The organism is Ruegeria sp. AM2 (assembly GCF_056540685.1).
On the sequence record NZ_JBQFXE010000012.1, the window covers coordinates 46602 to 65359 of the forward strand.

Below are 18758 nucleotides of genomic sequence, written 5' to 3' on the forward strand. Positions count from 1 at the left end.
GATAGGGGATGCAATACACCCACGCTATCAAGGCACTGGCAATTGGCAAGCGTTTCGCGTTGCGGGATCAGCCCTGTTCTTCGATCACTTTCCGCGCCACACGGAAGCACTCCAGCGCCTGGGGCACGCCGCAATAGATGCCGACAACATGGATAATCGCGCGGATTTCTTCGGTGCTTACCCCATTGTTGATCGCCCCTCGGCAATGGATTTCCCATTCGTGCATCTTGCCCAGCGCACCGATCATTGCGAGGTTCATCATCGAGCGCGTCTTGGCGTCGATCACATCATCGCCCCAGCCAAAACCCCAGCACCAGGCCGTCATCGCCTCCTGAAACGGACGTGTAAAATCATCCGCCGCAGCAAGGTTTTTGTCGACATATTCCGCGCCCAGCGTCGCTTTGCGTTGTTCCAAACCCCGCAAGAACAGGTCTTCGTCAAATGCGCTCATCTTCAAATCCTTCTACTGGTGCTGACCATCAACAGCCTCGCGCATCCATCGTTGCAGATGCATGACCGGATGCTCGGAGTTCACGCCGCCCTTGGGGTCGATCACCAGCGGTCCCGGCCTGTAGCCGCGAGATTGCAGCCCGCGCTGCACGGACTCAACCAACCGAATATCCTCTTCAACCGTCGTGGCACGGTCTTGCGCTGCCAGTTGCCGAATTTTCTCATCATCCACGCCATCAACCGAATACCACCCACGCCAGACCACAACGTGGTCCGCGTCAACGGCGCGCCAGTGATAGGTGTTCAGCACGTTCCCCGGATAGACCTGAAACGAAAACATCGGCCACAGGAACCAGCTTGAATATTCGTCGAAATGCTGGAACCCCGAGTTTATGTCGTAGGTCATGTTCTCAAGGCTCTGACATTCGGTCGTGTGACGCAGGCACATGCCCTGCGGTTGAATGTCATAGGTTTCAGGCCGCACTACGCCATTCGCAAAGGTCGGATGGTTCAGCGAGCAGTGGTAGCATTCCGAGTAATTCTCGACCGAGACCTTCCAATTGCAGTTCTCGGGAATCTCCACCCATTCCAGGGGTCGCAATTCGGCCCAGTTGGGCACCCAGTCTTCCAATTCGGCACGGGCGTTTGGGAACCAGTCATCCATCGGCGCGGCATCCGGGTCCAGGTTGACGAACACAAAGCCCAGGAATTCTTCGGCGCGCACTTCGTTAAGGCAAACGCTGGATTTGTCGAACCCTTCAATGGCCTTCAGGTTGGGCCCGGCCCGCAGCTCTCCGGTCAGTTCATACGTCCAGGCGTGGTAAGGGCAGACAACAACGCGGGTTGTACCGGTGCCGCTGACCAGTTGATGTGCACGGTGCTGGCAGACGTTGTAAAAGACGCGGATTTTGGAATCCCGACCACGGATGGCAAACAAATCCTGCCCCGCGATTTCAAAAGCCACGTAGGAACCGGGCTCACCCAGCTCGGACGCGTGACAGCCAAATTGCCACGTTCGCGCCAACAGGCCTTCGGACTCGGCCCGGAACACAGCTGCGTCCGTGTAGTACCGTGCAGCAAGGGATTGGATGGGTGCAGTCACATATCCTCCGCATGATAAAGGCCAAGCTGATGGCGACGTTTGTGGAAAGTCTCGACCCGTTCGACGATCTCATCGCTGGCAACGGCGATCACGAAAGACAGCAGCGTTTCCAGCAAGGCAACCGTGCTGACCGAAGACGGGAAAAACTGAGGCGTGTCTGCCGAGATGACAAAGCCATGGTCAGCCGCGCGCAGGATCGGGCTGGCCGGGCTGTCGGACAGGCCGACGATCTTCAAACCCTGCTCGCGCGCGACCTGCACCGCCTCGACCACTTCGTTGCGGTAAGGCTTGCAGGTCATGGCGATCAGAACGTCACGCTTGTCCGCCCAAGCCAGATCGTCGATCGGGTTTGAACCGGGGCGCGGGATCGCGTGAAATTGCACCATCCCGGTCGAGGCCAGATAGACAAAATTCCGCGCATTCGAGTTATTCACGCCCACGCCCAGCACGAAGACGTTGCGCGAGTTCCAGATGTCTTCGGCAGCCGCTTTCAATTGCTCGGACGAGATATTGGCAAAGGTTTCCTCGACATTGCGCAGGGCGTCCTGAACCATATCGGCGTAAAGCCCGCCCATGTTGCCGGACTTGCGAATGTCCTGCAGCCAACGGGCACGATCCGGAAAGTCGGCCTGCCCGCGCCGGATCGCCTCACGGAAGGGAACCCGGAAATCCTCGTAGCCTTCAAACCCCACCTGCCGCGCCATGCGGACAATGGTGTTGGGCTTCACATTTGCCGCCTCGGCAATTTCTCGCACTGTCGAAACCCCCACATCGCGCGGGTTTTCCAGCACATAAGTGGCGGCCTTGCGCGCCTCCGGCGTCAGCTCGGATAACTCATCCGCCAACCGTTCGAGAATCGTATTTGATACATTTGTCCCATTCATGATTGACGATGGTACTTTTGTTTGCTTACGCTGTCGAGACAAAATCGACTCAGAGGAGTGATCCGATGGCATCTGATTTCCCGACCCACGCACGCGTGGTTATTGTGGGTGGCGGGGTGATGGGCGTGGGCCTTGCTTACCACCTTGGGCACGAAGGATGGGGCGCAGATACCGTGCTGCTGGAAAAGGCCGAACTGACCAGCGGCAGCACATGGCACGCGGCGGGGCAGATCACCCATTCGACCTCAAGCTTTGGTCTGGGCAAATGCGTCGATTACAATATCGGTCTGTATTCCGGCGCATTGGAAGCCGAGACCGGGCAGGCCGTAACGTGGCATGGCTGCGGCTCGTTCCGGCTGGCCTATACCGAGGACGAGATGGACTGGCTGCGCCACACCCTGTCTGTTGGCCGGTCGCTGGGTTTCAACATAGACCTGGTCGGCCCGGATCGGGTGGCCGAGTTGCATCCGTTCTACAATCTGGATGGCGTTTTGGGCGCGTTGCATACGCCGGATGACGGCCATGTGGACCCAACGAACGTGACCATGGCCATGGCGGCAGGCGCGCGTCAGAAAGGCGTTCGGATCATCCGGTATTGCCAAGCGACCAACATCATGCAGGCCGACAACGGAGAATGGGCGGTCGAGACGCCAAAGGGCACGATCACCTGCGAACACGTAGTTAACGCGGGCGGCACCTATGCCCGGCAGATGGGCGAATGGTCCGGCCTGCAACTGCCGATGACTTCAATGACGCACCATTACTTCGTGACCGAACCGGTGCCCGAGTTCGAAGCATTGGAAAAAGAGTTGCCGGTGATCCGTGACGACAAGAAGGTGTCGGGCTATATCCGGATGGAGCAAAAACGCGGACTGATCGGGATTTACGAGAAAGAGAACCCCAATTCCGTCTGGCACGATCATTGCCCGTGGGACTATGAGAACTGGCTGTTCGATGCGGATTACGACCGGGTGATGCCGTGGCTTGAGGAAAGCCTGAACCGCATGCCGATCTTTGCGGAACTGGGCATTCAGCGCGAGGTGCACGGCGCAATCAGCCATCCTCCGGATGGCAACCCGCTGATCGGTCCTGCGCCGGGCGTGCGAAACTACTGGTGTTGCTGCGGCACGCAGATCGGGATCGGATGGGGGCCGGGCCTGACGCGCGAACTGGCGCGGTGGATGGTGCACGGGGCTGCGGATATCTCGATGCGCGAGTATGATCCGCGCCGCTTTGGCAGCTACGCCGCCAAGGATTGGCAGGTCATCAAGGCCGAGGAAGATTATTGCCTACGCCACGAAATCCCCTTCCCTCATTTCAATCGGTTGGCGGGTCGTCCGATCAAACCGTCACCGCTGCATGAGGTGCTGAAATCGAAGGGCGCGGTACATGAGGAGGTCTACGGCTTCGAACGCCCCCGCTGGTTTGCACGCGGCGATGTCGAACAACGCGATCACTATTCGTTCCGTCGAACGGTCGCCGACGACATGGTTGCACACGAAGTCAAAGCCGTGCGCGAGCGGGTCGGCATCATGGATGTCACCGCCTTTACAAAGGTCGAGGTCTCGGGACCGGATGCTTATGCCCTTCTGGACCGGCTGACCGCGAACCGGATGCCGCAAAAGGATGGCTCGATCACCCTGACCCATATGCTGAACAGGCGCGGTCGGATCGAACTGGAAACAACCATCGTGCGCATGGCCGAGGATCGTTTTTACCTCGTTTGTGCCGCGTTCTTTGAACAGCGGTTGCTCGATCATTTGCACGGCGCAAGAATTTTCGACGAAAATTCTGTCAACATCGTCAGCCGGTCTGCAGATTGGTCCGCCTTGTCACTCAACGGTCCGCGCGCCCGCGACGTGCTGGGCGCGTGTACGTCCGCTGACCTAAGCAATGCGGGTTTCCGTTGGCTCTCTGCCCAGCAGATCAAGATCGCGGGCCATGAGGTGTGGGCCTTCCGGATGTCCTATGCAGGTGAGCTGGGATGGGAACTCCATATGCCCAATGCGGCCTGCCTCGATGTGTACTCCGCCCTTTGGACCGCTGGTGAGCGCTTTGGCATCGTCGACTATGGCAGCTTCGCGATGAACGTCATGCGGATGGAGAAAGGCTTTAAAGGCGCAGGAGAATTGACCAACGAAGTCACGCTAGCAGAAGCAGACGTGCTGCGTTTTGCGCGCAACGACAAGGACTATCTGGGCAAGGACAAAACCCTGAACACCGATCTGCCATGGGTTTGCACCTATCTTGAAATCGAACCGGATGGAGAATTCGACGGACATGGCGGCGAAGCCGTTTTGCACAACGACCGCGTTGTCGGCTCTACTGCGTCGGTTGCCTATGGCCACACCGTCGGAAAGATTTTGGCCTTTGCCTATATCAAGCCCGAAGCCGCCGCATCCGGCACGGACCTGCAGGTGGTCATCCACGGCACACCAAGACCAGCGCGCGTTCTGGGAGAACCGGCCTATGACCCGCAAAGCCTTTTGCCGCGTACCGACGTGCATTTGGAGTTGGCCGAATGACCCAACCCGCAACCATGAAAGCGATGGTCACCATGGGCCATGGCGATCTGGATCAGATGGTCTGGCACGAAGATTGGCCCTGCCCAACGCCGGCAGCCGATGAGGTCCTGATCCGCGTCGGCGCGTGCGGGTTAAACAATACGGATGTGAACACGCGCTCGGGCTGGTACTCAAAAACGGTTAGCGATGCGACCACCGGCGGTGCCTTTGAAGCGGTTGGAGAAGACGACCCGACCTGGGGCGGCGCGCCTTTGTCCTTCCCGCGCATTCAAGGTGCCGATGTCTGCGGTGAAATCGTTGCAGTCGGCACGGATGTGAACCCCGCGCGTATCGGAGAGAGGGTCATTACCGATTGCTGGCTGCGCGATCCAAAGGATCCGCACAACAAGGATAAAACGGGGTATTTCGGGTCCGAGCGTGACGGCGGTTTTGCTCAATACACAACGATCCCCGCCCGGAACGCGATTGCGATTCAATCCTCATTGTCTGACGCGGAGTTGGCCACGTTTTCCTGCTCCTATTCCACGGCTGAGGGCATGCTGACCCGCGCCAATGTCAGCGGCAAAGACACGGTTCTGGTCCCCGGTGCGTCGGGCGGCGTTGGTGGCGCGCTGGTTCAACTCGCCAAACGCCGCGGCGCGCGCGTCATTGCAATGGCGTCGGAGGCCAAACATGCGGATGTGGCCGCGTTGGGACCAGATCGTATGTTGCCACGCGGTCCCGAGGACTTGAAAGCCGCCTTGGGCGACGAAAAGATAACCGTGGTCGCTGACATTGTCGGCGGCCCTTACTGGCCGAAGCTCATCGATATCCTTGAGCGGGGAGGACGTTACACGTGCTCGGGTGCGATCGCCGGCCCCATTGTCGAATTCGACTTGCGCACCTTCTACCTGCGGGATCTGACCTTCACAGGCTCGACCGTCATTGACCCCGAAGTCATACAGAACCTTGTCTGCTACATCGAGGCCGGAGAGGTCAAACCCGCATTGGCCGCGACCTATCCGCTGCACGAACTGCGCGACGCTCAGGCCGCATTCATTGCGAAAAAGCACACCGGCAACATCGTGGTGATCCCATGAAGATGACCGATGTTCTAAAGGCAGCACGACAGGTGCACGCGACGCACTCGGATTTATCCGAATTCGGCGCATGGCCGAATGATCTGATCGAGGCGCGCGTAAGGCCGCAAAACCTCCCGGCGACTGCGCAGGTGCGCGACCTTGAAATGCTCGGCACGTCCAAAACGCAAGAATTGGTTTCGGCCATATCGGCGACGGCACATCTGGCCCATTGGAAACACACGTATAGTGCAGACGAAGTCGGCGCGGATTTCCTTGCGAGCTACTGTTATTATGAGCTTTTTGGTCCAACAGGGCACTTTCGCTCGACCCAGTTGCGCGGATATGTCGGCTATTGGGGGGCTGGCCTGAACTACGACTGGCACAGGCATCAGGCCGAGGAAATCTATCTGACATTGGCCGGAGGAGCCGTCTTCAGAACCGAGGGCCAAGAATCTTTCGTAGGTCCCGGGCAGACTCAAAAGCACCAGAGCTGGCAAAGCCACGCCATGACGACCACCGCAACGCCGATCCTGACTTTTGTCCTATGGCGCGGCGAAGGCATGGATGGTTTGCCCAAGATGGATGCGGCATGAAGATCACTGGCGTCCGAGTTTTCCAAACCCAGCTGCCCTATGTAGGTGGCGCCTATGTTTGGGGCGCAGGGAACGCCATTGATACGGCCATCGCCTCGGTCGTGGTCATCGACACAGACGCCGGTCTTCAAGGATGCGGAGAGTTCACGCCCTGCGGTGAAAACTACATGGTCGCGCATTCTCAGGGCGTTCCTGCGTTGGCAAAACTTGTTGCACCTGCGCTGCTGGGTGAAGACCCAAGGCAGGTTGGAAGGATCGAACAGCTCATGGATCATCTCGTGCAAGGGCATGGATACGCCAAGGCTCCGTTCGATGCGGCGTGTTGGGACATTCTGGGACAAGCCTGCGATCAACCTGTCTGGATGCTGCTTGGCGGCAAACTGACCGATGGTGCCCCGATGTATCGTGTCGCACCGCAAAAAACGACTGAGCAAACCGTGGCTGAAATGAACAGATACCGCGACCAGGGGTATCGCCAGTTTCAGATCAAGGTTGGTGGCGACTGGTCTTCCGATATCGACCGAATTCGCGCGACGGTTCCTTTGTTGAAGCCAGGTGAAACAGCGATGGCCGACGCCAATCAGGGATGGCGCGTAGACAATGCAATCCGGGTGGCGCGCGCAACCAACGATCTGGATTTCATACTCGAACAACCCTGCCGCACCTATGAGGAATGCCAGCAAGTGCGGCGTGTCGCCGATCAGCCGATGAAACTGGACGAATGTCTGACCGGCATGCACATGGCGCAGCGGATCGTCGCAGATCGCGGCGCCGAGATTTGCTGCCTGAAAATCTCGAATCTCGGCGGGCTCAGCAAAGCGCGACGTGTCCGCGACTACCTGATCGAGAACCGTATTCCGGTCGTCAGCGAGGACACATGGGGCGGCGAGATTGCCACGTCAGCCGTTGCACATTTTGCGACCTCAACGCCCGCGGATTACCTGCAGAACACCACCGACCTGATGAACTACAACACCCGTTCCACCGGAATCGGCGGACCTGTGGCGCGCGACGGGAAGTTGTTTGCGCCAGATACGCCGGGCCTGGGTGTCGTTCCTGACTTAGAAAGCCTCGGTGAGCCGGTGGCAGAGTACCGGCTATGAAGATCAGGACCATCACCGTTTATCATGTCGACCTCCCATTGGAGCACCCATACTGGCTGTCCGGCGGACGGCTGAATTTTGAGACGCTGGACGCCACGCTGGTGAAACTCGAAACCGACGCGGGGCTGATCGGATGGGGTGAGGGCACGCCTTGGGGTCACACCTACGTCCCCGCCCACGGTCCGGGCATTCGTTCCGGGATCGAGACAATGGCACCGTTTGTACTGGGCCTTGATCCTCGCCGTGTAATGGATGTCGAACGGGCGATGGACCTTGCGTTGCCGGGGCATCTTTATGCCAAAAGCCCGATCGATATGGCGTGCTGGGATATTGCCGGTCAGGCTGCTGGGATGCCGATCGCTGATCTGATGGGAATCGGTTCGCGGACACCCCGCCCCATCGCCTCGTCCGTCGGAGCCAAGAACGTGGAAGAAACACGCGAGGTCATCGACCGGTATCGTCAGCGCGGCTACATCGCACATTCGGTCAAGATCGGCGGGGATGTCGAACGGGATATCGCCCGAATTCGCGACGTCGAAGCCCTGCGCGTTCCCGGCGACATAATGCTATTTGACGTGAATCGCGGCTGGACCCGGCAGCAGGCTTTGCGGGTCATGAGCGCGGTCGAAGACCTGAACGTCATGATCGAACAACCCTGTGAAACGCTGGACGATATCGCCGCGATTTCGGGCAAGCACGCCACGCCGGTTTCGGTCGACGAGAGCCTTGTGACCCTACGGGACGCGACGCGTATTGCCAGGGATGGAATCGCCGAGGTTTTTGGGATCAAGCTCAACCGTGTTGGTGGCCTGACGAAAGCTGCGCGCATGCGAGACGTCGCTCTGGCGCATGGGATCGACATGTTCGTGATGGCCACGGGTGGCACGGTTCTGGCCGATACCGAAGCTCTGCATCTGGCTGCGACGGTCCCGGCTGCGAACTGCCATGCGGTTTGGGCCTGTCAGGACATGATCACTGTCGATATCGCGGGCGGTCGAGGTCCACGCAACGTTGACGGCCATCTGCACCTGCCTGAAACGCCGGGCCTCGGCGTTCACCCGGATGAGGACGCACTGGGCGATGCCGTGGCGGTCTACGCATGAAAATCAACCGCATAACGCTTTGGTCCGTGCCACTGACCAGCCACGAGACCTATTATATGGCCGAAGGCAAGACCTGTGCCACGGTCGAAAGCCATGTGCTGTGCCTGGAAACAGATACCGGCCTGAAAGGCTGGGGTGAGGTCTGCCCCATTCCCCAATACCTGCCCGCCTTTGCCAAAGGCGTGCCCAGCGCGGTTGCGGAAATGGCACCTGGCATACTGGGAACAACCCCCGTTGGGATCGACGCACAGATGCGCGATCTGGATGCGCTGCTCATGGGTCATGAATACGCCAAGTCTATTGTCGATATGGCGCTGTGGGACCTCTATGGGCGTGCCACCGGCTTGCCGCTTTACACCCTGCTGGGCGGACGGACTCGAAAGGACATGCCGCTCTATCATTCGATCACGTGTATCGCACCTGATGACATGGCACGGATCGCGCGCGAGGCTTACGCCACGGGAATCCGCCAGTTCCAAGTCAAGCTTGGAACCGATGCCTGCTGGCAGACCGATGCCGAACGGTTGATAAAGGTCCGCGAGGCCATCGGCGCTGGCCCTCTGGTATACGGGGACTGGAACTGCGGCGCATCGCGCCTGCACGCGACGCGGACGGGGCGGGCTGTGGCCCATCTGGACATCATGTTGGAACAGCCCTGCAAGACGCTCGAAGACTGCGCCGCCGTGCGGCAGGCGACCGGATTGCCCATGAAAATCGATGAATGCGCCTATGATGCGGCCTCGCTTTTGCGCGCGTCCGAACTTGGTTGTCTGGACGCGGTTGCGTTGAAACTGTCCAAGTTCGGAGGTCTGTCCGCCATGCGCCGAGCCCGCGATCTGACCGTGCATCTGGGCGCCGAGATTTGCGCCGAATGCACCTGGGGGTCGGATATCGTGACCGCCGCCTCGCTGCATTTCGCGGCTTCGACACCGCGCGGGTCTTTGCTGAACACCTGCGATCTGGCGTCTTACGTCTCACCGCGCCTCTGCCCGGACGCCCCGAACCGCGAGAATGGCAGGATCGCCCCGCCCGAAGGTCCGGGGTTGGGTGTCTCACCGGACCTCGATATTCTTGGATCTCCTGTTTTGGAAATGGCCTGACACATGCTGAAAACCCACACCCAAGACGAATGGATCGCCCGCGCGCAAGAGGTTCTGCCTGCCGGAGGGTTCGGCAATTTCGATCCTGGCATCATTATTGCGCGCGGCGAAGGTAGCCATGTCTGGGATGAAGATGGCAAGGAATACATCGATTATTTGATCGGGTCGGGCCCAATGCTTTTGGGTCACGGCCATCCCGAAGTCATGGAGGCCGTGCTGGAGCAATTGCCTCTTGGCATGACTTTCTTTGCCAATAACAGCAAAGGGATCGAACTGGCCGAGGCCATCATCGAAGCGGTGCCTTGCTGCGAGCAGGTGCGTTTCGTTGCTTCGGGCGGTGAGGCGGATATGTACGCCATCCGTCTGGCTCGCGCCTATACCGGACGGGACAAGATTCTGAAATTCGAAGGCGGCTATCACGGGATGAGCGCCGAGGCCCAGATGAGCCTTGCGCCCTCCAAACGGGTCAACTTCCCGCAAGCTGTTCCTGACAGCGCCGGTATTCCGCAAGGGGTAGCCGACCAGATGTTGATCGCACCGTTTAATGACCTTGAGGCTGTGGCTGCATTGTTGGATGAGCATGAAGATATCGCAGCGATCATGGTCGAACCGCTTCAGCGGATCATCCCGCCCGAACCCGGCTACCTGCAAGGGCTACGCAATCTCTGCGATAAGCACGATGTTCTTTTGATCTTCGACGAGATCGTCACCGGGTTCCGGCTGGCCTATGGCGGTGCGCAGGAACGATACGGCGTAGTGCCGGACATTTGCACTCTGGGCAAAATCATTGGCGGCGGGTTTCCCCTTGCCGCGACCGGCGCAAGCGCTGAGATCATGAAGCATTTCGACAAGGAGAAGGTCGGGGCGGACAAGTGGCTGATGCAGCTTGGAACGCTTTCGGGCAATCCGGTTGCGGCAGCGGCGGGTTTGAAGACGATGGAGGTGCTGGCGCGCGACGGTACCTATGACCGCTTGCGTGACATTGGCCGCAGCCTGCAGGACATGCAGTCGCAGGCGCTGAACGCCGCAGGGATTGCGCATCAAATCTGCGGGGATGAGACCCTGTTCGACATCTATTTCACGTCGAGCAGCTGCCGTGATTATCGCAGCGCAAATCACGACGACCCGTCAATGAATGCCCAATACAATGCCAGCCTGCGCGGCAATGGCATTTTCAAAGCGCCGGGTAAGCTTTACCCTTCTCTGGCAATCACGCAGGCCGATCTGGATTGGACACACACGGCCGTTCTGGACGCCGTCGAAGTGCTGCAAGCCAGCTAGCAGCTTGTTGGTTGACCTTGTGCGCAACGCGTGGGATCGATGAACCCGAGCCGCTTTGGCGTTTCAGCAAATGGGATAGTGCGATGAAGATCGAGCCGTTCGGTGTCGAAATCTGGATGAACGAGTGGGAAACCAAATGCGCGTTCAATCTGGCCGAAACCTGCGTCGAAAGCCTGACCATCGCCGAATTGTTGCAGATCACCGGGCGGAATTCGGAGGATTTGTCCGAGTTGCTTGGCATGAAGATGACGTATGGGGCCATCGAAGGCTCGGACCGGCTGCGGGATGCGATCTGCGGCCTGTACGAAAAGCAGAAGCGCGAGAACGTCGTCGTCACCCATGGAACCATCGGTGCCAATATGTTGGTGCACAAAACGCTGGTCGAAAGTGGCGATCATGTGGTGGCCGTTGTGCCAACTTACCAGCAGCACTATTCGATTCCTGCCAGCATTGGTGCGGAGGTCACGCAGGTCCATCTGCGGGTCGAGAACGGGTATCTGCCCGATCTGGACGAGCTGCGCGCCGCTGCAAAACCCGGCACCAAGCTGATTGCCATCAATAATCCGAATAATCCCACAGGCTCGGTGATGGACCGGGATTTTCTGCTCCAGATCGTTGAGATCGCGCGTGAGGCCGGTGCCTGGCTTCTTTGCGATGAGGTCTATCGCGGCACGGCGCAAGAAGGTTCGGGCATGACCGACGCGATTGCCGACCTTTATGAAAAAGGCGTCTCAACGGCAGGTATGTCCAAGGCGTTTTCTCTGGCCGGACTCCGGTTGGGCTGGATTGCGGGGCCTGCCCAGCTGATCGAAGCCGTCTCAATCCACCGCGACTACGATACAATTTCGGTGGGCATGATCGACGACCATTTCGCGGCCCTCGCGCTGGAAAACAACGAGAAAATTCTGGCTCGCAGCCATGCGATCACACGCGGAAACCTGGAGATGCTGGCAGATTGGGTCGAGAATGAGCCGCGCATTTCATGGGTCAAACCCAAGGCCGGCACCACAGCTTTGTTGCACTATGATCTTCCGATCCCGTCCCGTGAGTTTTGTGTGCGTTTGCTGCAGGACACCGGTGTGATGTTCACGCCCGGCTCGGCCTTGGGTCTGGAAGGATGCGTGCGCATCGGCTATGCGAACACGCCATCCATTCTTCGTGAGGGGCTGGCGAAGGTGTCGGACTTCCTGGCTCGCCATTAACCGTTTTACTTTCGTAAAGATTTCCCCTCGTGGAACAAATGCACCTTTTCGGGCGCAGCGGTTACGGCCACGGTTTGCCCGCGCATATTGCGCTGAACACCCGGCAGTTTTGCGATTACAGCGTCCGCGCCTTCGGGTGCCGCGAAGTAGAGCAACGTGACCTCGCCCAGCGCTTCGGTGAAATCCACGACGCCTGAATAGATCGGAGTGTCTTCGGTCACGACGCAATCCTCGGGCCTGACGCCGACATTCACCTTCTTGCCTTCGTCAGAAGCATCGGTCGGAATGGACGATATGGCGACGCCGCCGTCATCCAGCGTCACCGTTGTCGTCTCGCCCGTTCCGGTGATCGTGCCCGGCAACAGGTTCATCGCCGGTGAGCCGATGAACTGCGCAACGAACTCATTGTCCGGCGTCTCATACAACTCCAGCGGAGTACCGACTTGCGCGATCCCTTTGTTGGCCAGAACCACGATCCGGCTGGCAAGTGTCATCGCCTCGACCTGATCGTGGGTCACGTAGATCATCGTGCTGTCGGGCATCGCCTCTTTCAGGCGCGCAATCTCGATCCGGGTCGCGACACGCAGCGCAGCGTCGAGGTTCGAAAGCGGTTCGTCAAACAAATAGACCTTTGGGTCGCGCACAATGGCCCGTCCGATGGCAACGCGCTGACGCTGCCCACCGGACAACGCTTTAGGCAAGCGGTCCAAAAACGGCTCCAGCTGCAAAATCTTGGCTGCGCGTTCGACGGACGCATCGACTTCAGAAGCGGGCATCTTGGCGATCTTAAGCGCAAAGGCCATGTTTTCGCGCACGGTCATGTGCGGGTATAACGCGTAGCTCTGGAACACCATGGCGATGCCACGTTGTGCCGGGGGCACGTCGTTCATTACCTGCCCTTCGATCTCAAGCGTCCCGCCCGAGATTTTCTCCAAACCAGCGATCATCCGCAGCAAGGTGGACTTGCCGCAGCCTGACGGGCCGACAAAGACGATCAATTCGCCTGTCTCGATGTCCAGATTGATGTTCTTCAAAACATCGATGCTGCCATAGGTTTTGGCCACATCCGTGAGATTGAGTTCCGACATGGCTTATCCCTTCTCTCTGGCCATCAAACAGAATTGGGCAGCATCCAGAGACACGGTCCCCGTCCCCATGACGCTGCCCAACCCCTCCCCGATCATGTGCCAGTTGCCGCTCGGCAAACTGACGTCAGACGTTTCTGTGCCCAGGTTGAAGGCGCAGAATACCTGTTCGCGATCATCCTCGCGTAGGAATGTCAAAACTGACTCGGTCTGGGTCATATCCGTTTGCGCACCCGCCATCAGTGCGGAGTGCGCATGGCGCAAAGCGATGGCGGCACGATAATGGTGGAGCATGGAATTGGGGTCCTGCTCTAACCGGTCCACGGCGCGCTCGGCCTGAGGCGAGCTGACCGGCAACCAGGGCCGCCCGGTGCTGAATCCCGATTGTTCATCCTGTGCTGCCCAAACCATCGGCGTGCGGCATCCATCGCGGCCCTTGAATTCGGGCCAGAATTCGATGCCATACGGGTCCTGCAGGTCTTCGAATGCGACATCGGCTTCGGGCAGGCCAAGTTCTTCACCTTGATACAGGCAAGCCGAACCGCGCAGACACATCATCAGTACGGCAAGCTGTCGGACGGCTGCATCGTCCAAGCCCCAACGCGAGGCGTGCCGCTGCACGTCGTGGTTCGAGAACGCCCAACACGGCCAAGCATCGCCCGCTTTGGCCTCAAGCTGATCAAACACCTGTTTTGCATAGGCGGCTGTCAGGGGGCGTTTTTCCAAGAACTCGAAAGCGTAGCACATATGCATCCGCTTATCGCCGGTCGTATACTCGCCCATGATCTCGAGCCCGCGCTGCGCATCGCCGACCTCCCCCAGGCAGGCGCGACCTTCGTATTCGTCGGTCAGGGCGCGTAGGCGTTCGAGGAAGGCGATATTCTCAGGCTGACTTTTGGAATAGAGGTGATCCTGATGGTTATAGGGGTTCACCATTGGCGCGATCGAGGCGTTGCGCGCCTCCATCGGCAGGGCGGGATTGTCGCGCAGTTGCGCGTCGTGGAAGTAGAAGTTGATCGTGTCCAGACGGAACCCATCAACACCCAGTTCCAGCCAGAACCGGGCCACATCCAACAAGGCATCCTGAACGTCCACACAATGGAAATTCAGGTCCGGCTGCGATGTCAGGAAGTTGTGCAGATAGTACTGCAAACGTCGTGAGTCCCACTGCCAGGCCGAGCCGCCGAAGATCGACAACCAATTGTTGGGCGGTGTTCCGTCGGGTTTGGGGTCGGCCCAGACATACCAATCCGACTTTGGATTATCCCGGCTGGCACGGCTTTCCGTGAACCACGGGTGCTGGTCCGATGTGTGCGATAACACCAGGTCGATCATCACTTTCAGTCCAAGACCATGGGCTTGGTCCAGCAGGTCCTTGAAATCCTCCATCGTGCCGAACATCGGATCGACGTCGCGATAGTCACTGACATCATACCCAAAATCTTTCATCGGAGATTTGAAGAACGGCGAAATCCAGATTGCGTCGACACCCAGCGAGGCTATGTAGCCCAGCCTCTGCGTGATTCCCTTCAGATCGCCAATTCCGTCGCCAGTGCTGTCCTGAAAGCTGCGCGGATAGATCTGATAGATCACCCCACCGCGCCACCAGTCAGCGGTCGCCTTGGTTGCTTTGGAGAGTTCCATTGTGTTCTGCACGTTCATCAGACGCCTCTACTTGACGGACCCGGCCAACAGACCGCGGACCAGGTATTTTTGCATTGCGAAGAAGACAGCCAGCGGCACGGCAATCGAAACGAAGGCCGCCGTGGCAAGGATTTCCCAATTGCCGCCGCGTGTGCCCAATAGCTCGACAATCCGGTTGGTCATGACGGTGGTCTGACCGGACGCGTCGATCAGGAACACTTTGGCGACCAGCAGGTCGTTCCATGTCCAAAGGAACTGGAAGATCGCGAAGGACGCCAGCGCAGGAAAGCTGAGCGGTAGGATCAGTTTGGTGAAGATCTGGAACTCGGTCGCGCCATCGACCCGCGCGTTCTCGATCAGGTCCCGGGGCAATCCAGCCATGTAGTTCCGCAGCAGGTAAATCGCCAGCGGCATCCCGAACCCGGTATGGGCCATCCAGACGCCCAGATACCCTTTGCCGATCCCGATGTTCAGGTGGAATTTCAGCAGCGGTATCAGTGCCAGTTGCAGCGGTACGACCAGAAGGCCGACGACCGCAGCGATTAAAAGGGCACGTCCAGGGAAGTCCATCCACGCCAGCGCATAAGCCGCAAACGCCGCAACCAAAATGGGGATAATCGTCGCCGGGATAGTCACCGTCAGCGTGTTGAAAAACGCCCGCCCCATACTGTCGGTGCTGTCCTCGGCCAGCAGGACTTTGTGGTAATTGTCCAACGTGAATTCGGGCGGCAGTTCAGCCGTCACAAAAACTCGCGCTCCGCGGCTGCCGGTGAATTCTTCGGAATTCTCCATCCGGTAATTGCCCTGCGCATCGACAGTAATCGTGCCTCCCCGACGCAGTTCTGCCGTGTCACCCGGCACATACTCATCCACGGCACGCGAACTGACGCCCCATTGCGAAATCGTGGCCTGGGTGCCCGCGTCAAAGAGGTTACCCTCAATCACGTACATCCCGTTTTCCTGCACCTGAGTGTCAGGCGCTGCGGACCGCAAGGTCAGGTTCTGCTCGGACGGGAACAAAGACTTCCACCACCCGCTCGTGGCGATCTGATCGGCCGTCCGGAAAGAAGAGATCAAAAGCCCCAATGTCGGGACAACCCACAACACCACCAGGAAGAGGACCGAGGCATGCACGACCCAGCGTAGGGCCGGTTTGGTTCCTGCAATATCGCTCATGGCCTCACTCCATCTCTTTGCGCGCGTTGCGCACGTTCCAGACCAGAATTGGCGTAACCAGCAACATGATCACCATGGCCGAGGCGGACCCCACGCCCCAGTCATTGGCGCGGAACAGTTTGTCGTACATGTAGTTGGCCAGAACCTGCGTCTCCCACTGGCCGTTGGTCATGGCGAAGACGATGTCAAAGACCTTGAGCACGGTGATGGTGATCGTGGTCCAGACAACCAGAATGGTGGTTTTGATTTGCGGCACCTTGATGCGGAAGAAAATCTGGAATGGGTTGGCGCCGTCCAGAATGGCTGCCTCGATGGTTTCCTCGGGGATGCCGCGTAACGCGGCGGACAGGATCACCATGGCGAACCCGGTCTGAATCCAGATCAGGACGACCATCAGGAAGAAACTGTTCCAGAACGGGATGGTCAGCCATGTCTGTGCGTCCGTCCCGCCAAAGAAGATATACAGCGCGTTCAGCATGCCGATCTGATCCTGCTCGGCAGGGCGGGTGTCATAGACCAATTTCCAGATCACCGAGGCACCCACAAAGGAAATCGCCATCGGCATGAAGATCAGGGACTTGGCGACATTGCCCCAGCGGATGCGATCGGTCAGTTGCGCCACCAGCAACCCCAGAGCGGTGGACATCGCAGGTACAATGATCAGCCAGAACATGTTGTTGCGCATGGCTTCCCAGAACTTGGGCTCGTTGGCCATCTGGATGTAGTTCTCCAGTCCGGCCCATTCATAACCACCGCCCGGAATGCGGTTCGTCAGCGACAGGCGCAGCGTTTCAACGACCGGATAGGCCAGATACAGACCCAGGGCGGCCAGCGCTGGAAACAGGAACAGCCAAGGCCGGATCATATTGGCGCGGTTGATATTGCGTCCAGCGTTCGGGCCCTTTGCCGGGAACAGGACGCGGTCCAGAAACTGGTTGGAAAGGTAGAAATAGCCCACACAACCTGACACGCCGATGGCGATGGTCAGCAGGCCCTGCAATGCCGGATGCATGCCGCGTCTCCCTTGCGACGATGGGGTGGGGCAACCCGGCTTTGCGGGTTGCCCGGGTCAGGGGCGCTTAGTCCAGCGCGTCCCAGGAGGATTGGATTTCGTCGGCAACTTCTTCAGCCGAAGTTCCTCCGGTATAGTCGACCATTCCGGTCCAGAACGTACCTGCTCCGACACCACCCGGCATCAGGTCAGACCCGTCAAACCGGAACGTGGTCGCGCCCAGAAGAATGTCGTTCATCTTCTTCAAGGTCGGGTCAGAGAACAGCGAGGTATCTACGCCCTTATGCGGGGTCAGGAAGCCGGTCAGCTGCATCCAGGTCTCATGCGCCTCGGGCGTTTGAAGATACTCGATCAGAGCATGCGCGCCGGGGCTGTCATTGGTGATCGCCCAGAGCGTTCCTGCACCCAGCACCGGGCTACCCAGATCCTTGCTTTCATATGCCGGGAAGTAGAAAAAATCTGCGTCTTCACCAACGACAGTGCCTTCCGGGAAGAAAGCCGGAATGAACGAGGCTTGACGGTGCAGATAGCACTGCGGTGGTGAGCTGAACATGCCCTTGGGGCTATCGCGGAAATCGGTTGTGGCGACCGCGCCCGCGCCACCGGCAACGTAGTCATCATTGCGGGCGAACGCTCCGAATTCTTCGATGGCCGCAATGACTTTGGGGTCGTTGAACTTCATCTCATTGGCGACCCATGCATCATAATCCTCGGGCGATTGCGTGCGCAGCATCATGTCTTCGACCCAGTCGGTCGCGGGCCAGCCAGTTGCGCCACCGGAACCCAGACCGATGCACCATGGCGTTTCGCCATCCGCCACGATCTGATCTGTCAGCGCCTTGAGTTCTTCCATGGTGGTTGGCACTTCGTAACCGGCATCCTCGAAGTTTTCCGGCACATACCAAACCAGCGACTTCACATCGACTTTGTAGAAAAATCCATAAAGGTGATCTGCACCGTCCGCGCCGGGGTACGTCCCCAGATCGACCCATGACTGACCGGCAGCATAGTTGTCCCGAATCCAATCCGCTGTGCCATCCCCCAAAGGCGTCAGGAACCCGGACTTGGCCATGTCAGCGGCCAGACCTGGCTGTGGGAAGACCGCAACGTTCGGAGCCGAGCCCGCCTCGGCGTCGATGCGGATCTGTTGTTCGAAACTGTCCGAGCCGACATAGGCGTACTCATGTCCGGTTGCGGCAGCAAAGCCATCCAGCACCTTTTCGACATTTTCCTGATCCGGCCCCAGCCACGGACCGAACACGGTGACCTTGTCGGCCTGCGCCGCGCCCGCCATCAGGGCGAACGTGGCCGCACCTGCGTAAAGCGAGTGTTTCATGAAGTATCCTCCCAAAGTTTTCACGCGCATGAGACTCAATTTTCAAAGCGCTTTGAATGACCGACTTTATCCGCTAACATTCAAGTTCTGTCAATAAAGAG

Annotated in this window: 16 protein-coding genes; 8 read left to right on the forward strand and 8 right to left on the reverse strand. The window is 58.8% G+C overall.

Translation table 11 applies throughout. From position 1 onward, the window contains the following. Window positions 1–67: 67 nt before the first annotated feature. From ACR0CR_RS17640 to ACR0CR_RS17650, 3 genes are read right to left on the reverse strand one after another with little or no spacing between them, the layout of a single operon-like run. Window positions 68–451, reverse strand: coding sequence for a carboxymuconolactone decarboxylase family protein (locus ACR0CR_RS17640; RefSeq protein WP_480601656.1), 384 nt, complete (start codon window positions 449–451; stop codon window positions 68–70). A 12-nt stretch (window positions 452–463) separates the two neighbouring features. Beyond that, window positions 464–1552: an aromatic ring-hydroxylating oxygenase subunit alpha gene (locus ACR0CR_RS17645; RefSeq protein ID WP_480601659.1), complete on the reverse strand. Its 1089-nt coding sequence runs from the start codon at window positions 1550–1552 to the stop codon at window positions 464–466. Beyond that, the gene (locus tag ACR0CR_RS17650; protein WP_480601661.1) at window positions 1549–2436 is read right to left on the reverse strand and encodes a MurR/RpiR family transcriptional regulator; all 888 of its coding nucleotides are present in this window, start codon (window positions 2434–2436) and stop codon (window positions 1549–1551) included. Before ACR0CR_RS17650 ends, ACR0CR_RS17645 begins: the two co-directional genes overlap by 4 nt. Before the next feature lie 65 nt (window positions 2437–2501). Here ACR0CR_RS17650 and ACR0CR_RS17655 point away from each other — a divergent pair, with 65 nt between their 5' ends. The 8 genes from ACR0CR_RS17655 (at window position 2502) to ACR0CR_RS17690 (ending at window position 12404) form a co-directional block, all read left to right on the forward strand. Further along, a complete protein-coding gene (locus ACR0CR_RS17655) occupies window positions 2502–4961 on the forward strand; it encodes an FAD-dependent oxidoreductase (protein ID WP_480601663.1) in 2460 nt (819 codons plus the stop codon). Next, window positions 4958–6040, forward strand: coding sequence for an alcohol dehydrogenase family protein (locus ACR0CR_RS17660; RefSeq protein WP_480601666.1), 1083 nt, complete (start codon window positions 4958–4960; stop codon window positions 6038–6040). The genes ACR0CR_RS17655 and ACR0CR_RS17660 overlap by 4 nt, the downstream gene beginning before the upstream one ends. Then, a complete protein-coding gene (locus ACR0CR_RS17665; RefSeq protein WP_480601668.1) occupies window positions 6037–6615 on the forward strand; it encodes a dimethylsulfonioproprionate lyase family protein in 579 nt (192 codons plus the stop codon). The genes ACR0CR_RS17660 and ACR0CR_RS17665 overlap by 4 nt, the downstream gene beginning before the upstream one ends. Further along, a complete protein-coding gene (locus ACR0CR_RS17670; protein WP_480601670.1) occupies window positions 6612–7718 on the forward strand; it encodes a mandelate racemase/muconate lactonizing enzyme family protein in 1107 nt (368 codons plus the stop codon). The genes ACR0CR_RS17665 and ACR0CR_RS17670 overlap by 4 nt, the downstream gene beginning before the upstream one ends. Continuing rightward, window positions 7715–8821 (forward strand): mandelate racemase/muconate lactonizing enzyme family protein, encoded by a 1107-nt coding sequence (locus ACR0CR_RS17675; RefSeq protein WP_480601673.1) that lies wholly within the window; start codon window positions 7715–7717, stop codon window positions 8819–8821. Before ACR0CR_RS17670 ends, ACR0CR_RS17675 begins: the two co-directional genes overlap by 4 nt. Further along, a complete protein-coding gene (locus tag ACR0CR_RS17680) occupies window positions 8818–9921 on the forward strand; it encodes a mandelate racemase/muconate lactonizing enzyme family protein (RefSeq protein ID WP_480601675.1) in 1104 nt (367 codons plus the stop codon). Before ACR0CR_RS17675 ends, ACR0CR_RS17680 begins: the two co-directional genes overlap by 4 nt. A gap of 3 nt (window positions 9922–9924) precedes the next feature. Then, window positions 9925–11202, forward strand: a complete 1278-nt coding sequence (locus tag ACR0CR_RS17685; protein WP_480601677.1) for an aspartate aminotransferase family protein — start codon at window positions 9925–9927, stop codon at window positions 11200–11202. Window positions 11203–11285: 83 nt separating this feature from the next. Continuing rightward, a complete protein-coding gene (locus tag ACR0CR_RS17690; RefSeq protein ID WP_480601679.1) occupies window positions 11286–12404 on the forward strand; it encodes an aminotransferase in 1119 nt (372 codons plus the stop codon). Between the two features lie 5 nt (window positions 12405–12409). Here ACR0CR_RS17690 and ACR0CR_RS17695 read toward each other — a convergent pair whose 3' ends face one another. From ACR0CR_RS17695 to ACR0CR_RS17715, 5 genes are all read right to left on the reverse strand, one after another. Next, window positions 12410–13492 carry an ABC transporter ATP-binding protein gene (locus ACR0CR_RS17695; protein ID WP_480601681.1) on the reverse strand — a complete coding sequence of 361 codons (1083 nt, stop codon included), beginning with the start codon at window positions 13490–13492 and terminating at the stop codon, window positions 12410–12412. A 3-nt stretch (window positions 13493–13495) separates the two neighbouring features. Then, a complete protein-coding gene (locus tag ACR0CR_RS17700) occupies window positions 13496–15151 on the reverse strand; it encodes an alpha-amylase family glycosyl hydrolase (RefSeq protein ID WP_480601682.1) in 1656 nt (551 codons plus the stop codon). 9 nt (window positions 15152–15160) lie between these two features. Continuing rightward, window positions 15161–16309 (reverse strand): carbohydrate ABC transporter permease, encoded by a 1149-nt coding sequence (locus tag ACR0CR_RS17705; RefSeq protein WP_480601685.1) that lies wholly within the window; start codon window positions 16307–16309, stop codon window positions 15161–15163. A 4-nt stretch (window positions 16310–16313) separates the two neighbouring features. Further along, complete coding sequence (locus ACR0CR_RS17710) at window positions 16314–17321, reverse strand: carbohydrate ABC transporter permease (RefSeq protein ID WP_480601688.1); 1008 nt, start codon at window positions 17319–17321, stop codon at window positions 16314–16316. Window positions 17322–17388: 67 nt separating this feature from the next. Continuing rightward, window positions 17389–18657, reverse strand: coding sequence for an ABC transporter substrate-binding protein (locus ACR0CR_RS17715; RefSeq protein WP_480601691.1), 1269 nt, complete (start codon window positions 18655–18657; stop codon window positions 17389–17391). Window positions 18658–18758 lie beyond the last annotated feature (101 nt).

Coding starts and splice junctions, on each gene's coding strand:
- ACR0CR_RS17640 (WP_480601656.1), bottom strand. CDS start 451: ATGAGCGCATTTGACGAAGACCTGTTCTTGCGGGGTTTGGAACAACGC.
- ACR0CR_RS17650 (WP_480601661.1), bottom strand. CDS start 2,436: ATGAATGGGACAAATGTATCAAATACGATTCTCGAACGGTTGGCGGAT.
- ACR0CR_RS17655 (WP_480601663.1), top strand. CDS start 2,502: ATGGCATCTGATTTCCCGACCCACGCACGCGTGGTTATTGTGGGTGGC.
- ACR0CR_RS17660 (WP_480601666.1), top strand. CDS start 4,958: ATGACCCAACCCGCAACCATGAAAGCGATGGTCACCATGGGCCATGGC.
- ACR0CR_RS17665 (WP_480601668.1), top strand. CDS start 6,037: ATGAAGATGACCGATGTTCTAAAGGCAGCACGACAGGTGCACGCGACG.
- ACR0CR_RS17670 (WP_480601670.1), top strand. CDS start 6,612: ATGAAGATCACTGGCGTCCGAGTTTTCCAAACCCAGCTGCCCTATGTA.
- ACR0CR_RS17675 (WP_480601673.1), top strand. CDS start 7,715: ATGAAGATCAGGACCATCACCGTTTATCATGTCGACCTCCCATTGGAG.
- ACR0CR_RS17680 (WP_480601675.1), top strand. CDS start 8,818: ATGAAAATCAACCGCATAACGCTTTGGTCCGTGCCACTGACCAGCCAC.
- ACR0CR_RS17685 (WP_480601677.1), top strand. CDS start 9,925: ATGCTGAAAACCCACACCCAAGACGAATGGATCGCCCGCGCGCAAGAG.
- ACR0CR_RS17690 (WP_480601679.1), top strand. CDS start 11,286: ATGAAGATCGAGCCGTTCGGTGTCGAAATCTGGATGAACGAGTGGGAA.
- ACR0CR_RS17695 (WP_480601681.1), bottom strand. CDS start 13,492: ATGTCGGAACTCAATCTCACGGATGTGGCCAAAACCTATGGCAGCATC.
- ACR0CR_RS17700 (WP_480601682.1), bottom strand. CDS start 15,151: ATGAACGTGCAGAACACAATGGAACTCTCCAAAGCAACCAAGGCGACC.
- ACR0CR_RS17705 (WP_480601685.1), bottom strand. CDS start 16,309: ATGAGCGATATTGCAGGAACCAAACCGGCCCTACGCTGGGTCGTGCAT.
- ACR0CR_RS17710 (WP_480601688.1), bottom strand. CDS start 17,321: ATGCATCCGGCATTGCAGGGCCTGCTGACCATCGCCATCGGCGTGTCA.
- ACR0CR_RS17715 (WP_480601691.1), bottom strand. CDS start 18,657: ATGAAACACTCGCTTTACGCAGGTGCGGCCACGTTCGCCCTGATGGCG.